This window comes from Flavobacterium araucananum, assembly GCF_002222055.1.
Taxonomy (GTDB): Bacteria; Bacteroidota; Bacteroidia; order Flavobacteriales; family Flavobacteriaceae; genus Flavobacterium; species Flavobacterium araucananum.
On record NZ_MUGS01000048.1, the window covers coordinates 35,518 to 44,498 of the forward strand.

Genomic DNA, 8,981 nt, shown 5'->3' on the forward strand with positions numbered 1-8,981 from the left:
CTATCTACAAGGGCTTAAAAGCTCCTTTCCTTTGCAATAGAAATTAGTTCAAGTTTTGTCTGCAGATTAAAACGAAAAATAAAACTAGTTCAAATTAAGTGTAAAAACCGTAAGACCGATCTTATTCGGGAAGTATAACTAACGTCTTACAGTTCTACACGATTTACTTCCCAAAAGCAATTTGGTATTGCCTTAAAAAAGCTCCGGATAAATTCCGGACAGCAATACTTATGTCTAATTTCTAAATTAAATCAAAATGAAAAACTTATTATTATTTATCGCTTTTGCGTTATTATTTACTATATTTTCTTGTACTCCGGATGAGTATGAAACTCAACCTAAACAGGAAATACAAAAGACTGTCAATCCCATAAAAGCAACTTATGCTGATGGTCCCGGTGATGGAAACGGTTCAACTTCGCCACCTCCTACTGCCGACTAAAAATATATTTTTAGTATCTAATTAATTACTATTTTCGGGGAAAGTAAATTTATATGTTACGGTCCCCGTTTTTTTATTTTATTATTCTTCTTTTTTTATTTTCATGTAAAGACAAAAAGACTGTTAATACTAACACAGAATCGATACGAAAAGAGGCGCTTAGCTTACGAAATAAAGCAATCGAGAATTACGATAAACAAAACTTTAATACTGCTTTTCATGAGTTTAATAAATCAAAACAACTTTATGAAACTTTAAAAGACAGTGCCAATATCGGTTACATATTTATTCAAATGGCGGCAATTCAGCAAGTCAACGGAGATTATTATGGGAGTAAAGAGACCGTAACCGAAGCATTACCCTATGTTAAAAAAAACAGTGAGTATACCGCTTCTATAAACACTAAACTAGGTATTGCAGACAAAGAACTTTCTCTTTATGATGATGCGATTCTTTATTATAAAGAAGCTGTTAATGGATATGAAAATCCTATTAAAAAGTTAGACCCTCTAAATAATATTGCGGCCGTTTATATCCAACAAAAAAAATATGATAAGGCAATAACTCTTTTAGATTTTCTTTTAAACAAAAAATTATTAAATGAGAAAGTTCAGGCAAATAAAAAATCCCTGATTCAGGATAATTTAGGTTATGCTTATTTTAAGAACGGAATGGATGAAAAAGGATTCTCTTTAATGAATGAAGCGCTACAGATAAGAAAGGATATTACCGATATATACGGTAGTATTGAAAGTTATTTACACCTTGCCGATTATTATGCTATAAAAGACATTAAAAAATCAAATAACAATGCTCTTCTGGCATACAAAGCAGCCACAAAACTAAATAGTGTTGATGAAAGATTGGAAGCACTACAAATTCTAATTTCAAATGACCACAGTGCTCAAAACAGCCATTATGTACAAAAGTATTTTAAACTAAACGACAGTATTATTAAGGTTAGAAATAATTTCAAAAATAAGTTTGCTAAAATCAAGTACGATTCTAAAAAAGAAAAAGACGAAAACTCAAAACTTCGTTTAGAAAAAGCAGAAAATTTATTATCACTTCAAAAAGCCAAATATCTACGAATTGTATTTGTAATTGCATTTGTTTTTTTAATGATTTTAATAGCTATTTTAATTCGTTATTATAAAAATAAAAACAGGGCCATAGAATTTAAAACTTCCTATAACACCGAAACCCGAATTGCCAAAAAAATCCACGACGAATTAGCAAACGACGTATTTCAGGTAATTGCTTTTGCCGAATATCAGCCCTTATCTCAGGAAGGTAACAAAGAGAATCTACTTCAAAAATTAGATGATATATACGGGCGTGTAAGAGGTATTTCAAGAGAAAATAATAAAATTGATACCGGTATCGATTTTACCAAGAGTATAAAAGAAATGCTTTCGGCTTATCATACCAATAAAAGAAATATCATTGCCACTAATCTGGAAAGTATAAACTGGGAAATTATCGATGATATAAAAAAGATTACCATTAGTCGGGTTTTACAGGAATTAATGGTGAATATGAAAAAACACAGTGAAGCAAATCTGGTGGTTATAAAATTTGAAAGTGATCAAAAATCGCTCTTAATAAATTATACTGATAATGGCAAAGGTTGTGAAAAAACTACGATCGTAAAAAATGGTCTTCACAACATGGAAAACCGTATTCAGGCGGTAAAAGGAACTATCTATTTTGATACAGAACCGGATAAAGGGTTCAGAGTAAAGATGTCCATGCCTAAATAAACAGAAATTAAAGTCTAGAATTCAAACTAGAAATACCTGACAAGTTTAAAACGAATATTAAACCCCTGGTAAAAAGAGAACAAAAAGCCTTTCAAGGTTTAAATCCTGATAGGCTTTTTGTCTACAAATTAACGGGCAATATTATTTCCAACCACCGCCTAAGTCTCTATAAACATGGACTGCAGCATTCAATTGTTCTTTTTTGGTATCTACCAATTCTAGTTTGGCTTCTAATGCATCACGTTGTGTCATTAAAACTTCGAAATAATCTACTCTGGCAGATTTAAATAAATCATTAGAAACATCAATCGAAGTATTTAAAGCGTCTACTTGTTTCGATTTAAGATCGTATCCTTTTTGTAGGTTTTCAATCTTCGAAAGCTGATTTGAAACTTCTAAATAAGCATTCAAAATTGTACGATCGTAGTTATACAACGCCTGAAGTTGTCTTGCATTTGCACTTGCAAACTCTGCTTTGATTGCATTTCTGTTAATCAATGGTGCAGCAAGATCTCCCGCTAATGAATATAAAAGTGATTCTGGAAAAGTAAACAAATAAGAAGGTTTAAAAGCATCTACACCTATCGCTGCAGAAATATCCAATGATGGATAAAACTCTGAACGGGCAACTTTTACATCCAATTTTGCAGCAACCAATTCTAGTTCTGCTTGTTTAACATCCGGACGATTTGCTAATAATTGAGACGGAATTCCTGAACTCACAACAGCAGGCAATAAACTCAAGAAGTTAGTGCTGTCTGTTCTTTTAATTTCTTGCGGATATCTCGCCAACAAAAAGTTGATTTTATTCTCGGCTTCTTTTATTTGTTGCAAAATTCCAAACTCTAAACTTTGTGAAGTTAAAACCTCTGCTTCGAATTTCTTAACCCCAAGTTCTGTTGCTCTTGCAGCTTGCTTCTGAATTTTTACAATTTCTAAAGCATTTGTCTGCAATTTGATGGTTTGCTTTACAATTTCTAACTGATTGTCCAGAGCTAATAATTCATAATACGAATCAGCAACTTCGGCAATAAGGTTTGTGATTACAAAGTTTTTACCTTCAACGGTAGCTAAATATCTGTTTAACGCTGCTTTTTTAGAATTACGTAGTTTTTTCCAGATGTCTACTTCCCAATTTGCATAAGCAGATATCGTAAAATCTCCAAGCGGATCAGGAGTTTCTTTACCCGGTTTGATCTCTGTAGTAGCATCACCGGCACCCTGACTTGTGTATCTACCTACTTTTTCTACTCCAGCTCCGGCACGAACACCAACTGTAGGTAATAAAAGCCCTTTTTTTACACGAATATCATTTTTTGCAATTTCGATTTCCTGCAAAGTAATGTTTAATTCCTGATTGTTTTTTAAAGCTACATCAATTAAATCTACAAGGTTTTGATCTTTAAAATAATCTTTCCATTGCAACGCTGATGTATTATTGTTTGCATCCTGAGTTTGGGCTGTTGTGCCAAACGACTCAGGAACTGGTGTACTTGTAGTAGGTGCTGCCTCAGGCGCAGGGGCTTTACACCCTGCAACCGTAAGACATATACCTAATGCAATACCATATTGATATGATTTGAATTTATACATGATTGTTATCAATTTCTTCTGTTAATGGATTCTCTTCTTCATGTTTTACCAATTTATGTTTCTCTGCAATTTTGGCAAAAATGAAATACAAGCCCGGAATTACAAATACCCCACAAATAGTACCTATAAGCATACCTCCGGCAGCAGCAGTACCAATAGTTCTGTTACCAATTTTTCCTGGACCAGTAGCAAAAGCAAGTGGCAATAATCCGGCAATAAAAGCAAATGAAGTCATCAAAATTGGACGGAACCTCGCTTTAGCTCCTTCCATTGCGGCTTCAAGTACTGATCTTCCTGCTGCATGACGCTGTATTGCAAACTCTACAATAAGTACCGCATTTTTACCCAGCAAACCAATAAGCATTACCATCGCTACCTGAGCATAGATGTTGTTTTCTAATCCTGTTAATTTCAACAATAAGAAAGCTCCAAAAATACCGGCTGGTAAAGAAAGAATTACTGATAATGGTAAAATAAAACTTTCGTATTGCGCTGCCAATACCAAGTACACGAATCCTAAACAAATCAGGAATACCCAAATTGCCTGATTCCCTTGTGCAACCTCATCAGCAGAAATACCTGCCCAGTCAATATCATAACCTCTTGGTAATTTTTTAGCTGCAACTTCCTGAATTACTTTAATCGCAGTACCAGAACTAAACCCCGGTGCTGCAGAACCACTAATTTGTGTAGAAGTGTACATGTTATGTCTTGTAATTTCAGAAAGTCCGTATACTTTTTCTAATCTCATAAAAGCAGAAAAAGGAACCATTTCATCACGGTTGTTTTTTACATACAACTTTAAGATATCGTCTGGCTGAGAGCGATACTCCGGAGAAGCCTGAACAATTACTTTATAGTTAATTCCGTATTTGATAAAACTAATTTCATAGTTACTACCCACAAGAGTTGACAAAGTATTCATGGCGTTTTCGATAGAAACTCCTTTTTGCTGTGCCATATCATTGTCTACTTTCATCATGTATTGAGGAAAACTAGAACTATAAAAACTAAAAACGTTCGATAATTCCGGATGTGTATTTAACTCCTTAACAAAATCGTTATTTACCTTCTCCATTTTTTTATAATCTCCAGAACCTGTTTTATCTAGTAAACGAAGTTCAAATCCTCCGGCAGCACCATATCCCGGTACAGCAGGTGGTTGAAAAAATTCGATATTAGCTCCTGCAATGTCTTTAGATTTTTCTTCCATTTCGGCCATAATCTCAAGAACAGAATGTTTTCTGTCACTCCAATCCTTAAGGTTGACCAAACAAGTTCCTGAGTTTGAACCTGTACCTTCAGACAGAATTTCATAACCTGCTAATGAAGAAACTGATTTTACTCCGTCTATTGTTTCTGCAATTTTTTGCAATCTTTCTGCGACATTATTTGTTCTTTCTAAAGATGAACCCGGTGGTGTCTGAATAACCGCATAAAACATACCCTGATCCTCATTTGGGATAAATCCGGAAGGAACAGAACTACTAATCAACCATGTACCGGCGCAAAAACCAAGAAGTGCAATAATCGTTACGGCTCTTCTGTTTACAATTTTGGCCAATAGATTTTGGTACTTACCTTGTGCTAAATTGAACTTATTGTTAAATCCATCTATAAATACATTTACAGGCGTTTTCTTTTTAACCTCACCGTGATTGTTTTTTAACATCATCGCACAAAGTGCCGGTGTCAAAGTCAAAGCTACAATACCAGAAAGGATAATAGCCGTTGCCATCGTAACAGAGAACTGTCTGTAAAACACCCCAACCGGACCGGACATAAACGCAACCGGAATAAATACGGCAGCCATTAAGAATGTAATTGCTATAATTGCTCCTGCGATTTCATGCATCGCTTTTTTAGTCGCTTTAAGTGGCGAAAGATGCTCTTCCTCCATCTTGGCGTGGACAGCTTCGATTACCACAATCGCATCATCGACGACGACTCCAATAGCCAGAACTAAGGCAAATAAGGTAATTAAGTTCAATGAAATATCAAAGAACGACATAAACACAAACGTACCTACCAATGATACTGGTACTGCAATTGCCGGAATAACCGTCGAACGCCAGTCTCCTAAGAAAAGGAATACTACTAAACCTACCAGAATAAAAGCTTCAACCAGCGTATGGATTACTTTTTCGATAGAAGCATCCAGGAATTTAGAAACGTCATACGAAATTTCATAATCCATTCCTTTAGGAAATCTTTGTTTGATTTTTTCTAATTTGGCTTTAACCTCTTCAATAACCTGATTCGCATTACTACCAAACGATTGTTTTAATACAATAGCCGCAGATGGTTTACCATTTAAGTTGGAATAAATATCGTACATCGAGCTACCAAATTCTACCTTGGCAACATCTTTTAGACGTAAAAGTTCGCCGTTAGCGTTTGATTTTACTACAATATTTTCGTATTGTTCTTTGGTTGTAAAACGTCCTGAATATTTTAATACATACTCAAATGCCTGAGAACGTTTACCAGAACTTTCTCCTGTTTTACCAGGTGAAGCTTCTAAACTCTGACTAGATAAAGCATCCATGATCTCATCTGCAGAAATTTTGTAAGCCAACATACGATCAGGTTTCAACCAGATACGCATCGCATATTCACGTGTTCCTAAGATATCTCCCGAACCAATACCGTTTACCCTTTTCAATTCAGATAATACGTTGATATCAGCATAGTTGTACAAGAACTTCATGTCAGTATTTTTGTCTGTACTGTAAAGATTCACGTACATCAACATACTAGGCACTTCTCGGGTAATTTTAATTCCCTCTCTAATTACTAAAGGAGGTAATTTATTAGTAACAGAAGCTACACGGTTTTGAACGTTGATCGCAGCCTGATTAGGATCTGTTCCTAAGTTAAACACTACTTTTATAGTAGCTTCACCATCATTTCCGGCATCAGAAGCCATATATTTCATTCCGGGAACACCATTTAAGGCTCTTTCCAGAGGAATTACAACCGCCTTGATCATTAATTCACCGTTAGATCCTGGATAATCTGCGGTAACATTCACCATTGGAGGTGAGATTGTAGGGAATTGTGTAATAGGTAAATTTAATACCGACAATACCCCTAAAAAGACAATTATAAGCGATATTACTATCGACAGTACAGGTCTTTGAATAAATTTATTAAACATTTTATATTTTTTTAATGATTAAACCAAATAGGAGTAAAACATGATAATAGGTGAAATGTATACTGTAAAATGTGAAAAGCAAATTGCTACTAAACACCACAAACTCTTACTGAATACTGACACTGAATACTGCTACTTACTCTGCTTTTACGCGCAAATGATTCATTACCTCTTTTGGAGATTGAAATTCATATTTAATTTTGTCATTCTCTTTTACTTTCTGAACTCCTTCAAGTAAAATTTTGTCATTTTGAGTAACTCCGCTTTTAACCACATACAAATCAGGAATTTCGCCTGTAATTGTAATTTCTCTGGAATTTACTTTATTGTTTTTATCGATAACAAAAAGATACTTTTTATCCTGAATTTCATAAGTTGCTTTTTGCGGAATTATGATGGCATTTTTAAGAGGAACTAACATTTTGACTTGTCCTGTTTCTCCATTTCTAAGTAATTTTCCTGAATTTGGGAATCTTGCTCTAAAAGCGATATTTCCGGTTTCGTTGTTAAATTCACTTTCGATAAGTTCTACTTTTCCTTTTTCTTTAAAAGTATCTCCATTTGCCAAAACCAGGCTTACTTTGTTATCAGCACGGTCTTTTACATCTGTTTGGTATTGTATATATTCCGGCTCAGAAACATTGAAGTAAGCAAACATCTGACTGTTGTCTGAAAGACTTGTCATTAATTCGCCTTCGTCAATAAGACTTCCTAATTTTAATGGAATACGGTCGATCGTTCCGTCAAACGGAGCTCTTATTTCTGTAAATGATAAGTGAAGTTTTGCTAATGCAACCTCAGCTTTTGCTGATTGTAGTTTTGCCTGAGCAACACTTAATTCATTTTTAGAAACAATATTTTTATCTGCTAATAATTTTGAATTTTGCAATTCAATCTCTACTGATTTTTGTTCAGCCTGTGCTTTTAGCAATTCTGCCTGATACATGTTTGGCATAATTCTGAACAATAATTGTCCTGCTTTTACAAACTGACCCTCATCTACATAAATATTTTGTAGAAATCCTTTTTCCTGAGCACGGATTTCGATGTTACGTACAGATTTAATCTGAGAAACATATTCTTTTACAAACGAAGTGTCCATTAATACCGGATTTGTTGCGGTAAATTTTTCCACTTCTTCTTTTTCTTCTTTTTTAGTTGTACAACTAGTAAGGCACACTAGGGCTATTAAGCCTGTGAACAAGATAATTCTTTTCATGATTTAGTTTGAAAATTAAGCGATTGAATGCTTGGAATACAGAGATTCCTTTAGATGAAAAAATGCATCAGGTAGCCTTAGTCAGAGTTTAACTTTCATATAAGATGAGGTAGAGAAAAAATTACATCAACAAAATATGCAGGATCACAACTTAGGTAACCGATGTATACTGTTGAATCAAATTCTTAAAACCTGTTGGGTAATGTAAATAGGATTTGACTGGCCACAAAATGGCACGAAGATTTTAAAACGATTGTAATCATTTACAATAGTCTGACTTGAAAAGGAAAGGTACCAATTGTCAAGTAAACTGTAATTTGTTGCAAAAAACTTATTCGTAAGTGCATCTTTAAGATCATCACTTCCAAGATATTCTTCTTCAAGATCGACATCGGCATCTTCAATGATTGAACTGCCCTGATCCTGATTCGTAAATTTTACCCGGTGCTTTTTCTCAAGAGTGTGTTGATGAAAGTTTTGTGGAGTACCAGCATTGAGATATTGACCTCCGCCGAACAGAAGCAAATTCATGAATACTAAAAATACTATTAACTTTCTCATTTGGGTGCGAAAGTAAGGAAAGTATCGAAACAAAAAAAGATTTTTTTATAAGCTTTAACATTTAGTAAAAACGAAAACGTTTTCATTGTTTTATTATTTACAAAATGTATTAAATCGCTACTTTTTTATGCCTAATTATCTTAAAAAAGCATCCCGAAACAATACTATTTCCTGAAAGAAACGACTCTCAAAACAAAAATCATCAAAATCGTAATTATTTGATCCTGTATATTTTATTCTATA

Annotated in this window: 6 protein-coding genes; 2 read left to right on the forward strand and 4 right to left on the reverse strand. The window is 34.2% G+C overall.

Annotated features, from left to right (window positions below):
• Positions 1 to 256: 256 nt before the first annotated feature.
• Entirely contained in the window at positions 257 to 442 is a 186-nt protein-coding gene (locus B0A64_RS19205; RefSeq protein WP_089481113.1) for a hypothetical protein, read from the forward strand.
• 53 nt (positions 443 to 495) lie between these two features.
• A complete protein-coding gene (locus B0A64_RS19210; RefSeq protein WP_089481114.1) occupies positions 496 to 2,205 on the forward strand; it encodes an ATP-binding protein in 1,710 nt (569 codons plus the stop codon).
• Positions 2,206 to 2,346: 141 nt separating this feature from the next.
• On the opposite strand, the gene B0A64_RS19215 is transcribed toward B0A64_RS19210, so the two are convergent.
• The 4 genes from B0A64_RS19215 to B0A64_RS19230 form a co-directional block, all read right to left on the reverse strand.
• Complete coding sequence (locus B0A64_RS19215; RefSeq protein ID WP_089481115.1) at positions 2,347 to 3,798, reverse strand: TolC family protein; 1,452 nt, start codon at positions 3,796 to 3,798, stop codon at positions 2,347 to 2,349.
• Positions 3,791 to 6,958, reverse strand: coding sequence for an efflux RND transporter permease subunit (locus tag B0A64_RS19220; protein WP_089481116.1), 3,168 nt, complete (start codon positions 6,956 to 6,958; stop codon positions 3,791 to 3,793). The genes B0A64_RS19215 and B0A64_RS19220 overlap by 8 nt, the downstream gene beginning before the upstream one ends.
• Before the next feature lie 136 nt (positions 6,959 to 7,094).
• Entirely contained in the window at positions 7,095 to 8,177 is a 1,083-nt protein-coding gene (locus B0A64_RS19225) for an efflux RND transporter periplasmic adaptor subunit (RefSeq protein WP_089481117.1), read from the reverse strand.
• A 177-nt stretch (positions 8,178 to 8,354) separates the two neighbouring features.
• A complete protein-coding gene (locus tag B0A64_RS19230; protein ID WP_165769850.1) occupies positions 8,355 to 8,738 on the reverse strand; it encodes a hypothetical protein in 384 nt (127 codons plus the stop codon).
• Positions 8,739 to 8,981 lie beyond the last annotated feature (243 nt).

What these genes read in the sequence shown, in the direction of transcription:
- B0A64_RS19210 (WP_089481114.1), top strand. Translation starts at nt 496, where the DNA reads ATGTTACGGTCCCCGTTTTTTTATTTTATTATTCTTCTTTTTTTATTT.
- B0A64_RS19205 (WP_089481113.1), top strand. Translation starts at nt 257, where the DNA reads ATGAAAAACTTATTATTATTTATCGCTTTTGCGTTATTATTTACTATA.
- B0A64_RS19225 (WP_089481117.1), bottom strand. Translation starts at nt 8,177, where the DNA reads ATGAAAAGAATTATCTTGTTCACAGGCTTAATAGCCCTAGTGTGCCTT.
- B0A64_RS19220 (WP_089481116.1), bottom strand. Translation starts at nt 6,958, where the DNA reads ATGTTTAATAAATTTATTCAAAGACCTGTACTGTCGATAGTAATATCG.
- B0A64_RS19230 (WP_165769850.1), bottom strand. Translation starts at nt 8,738, where the DNA reads ATGAGAAAGTTAATAGTATTTTTAGTATTCATGAATTTGCTTCTGTTC.
- B0A64_RS19215 (WP_089481115.1), bottom strand. Translation starts at nt 3,798, where the DNA reads ATGTATAAATTCAAATCATATCAATATGGTATTGCATTAGGTATATGT.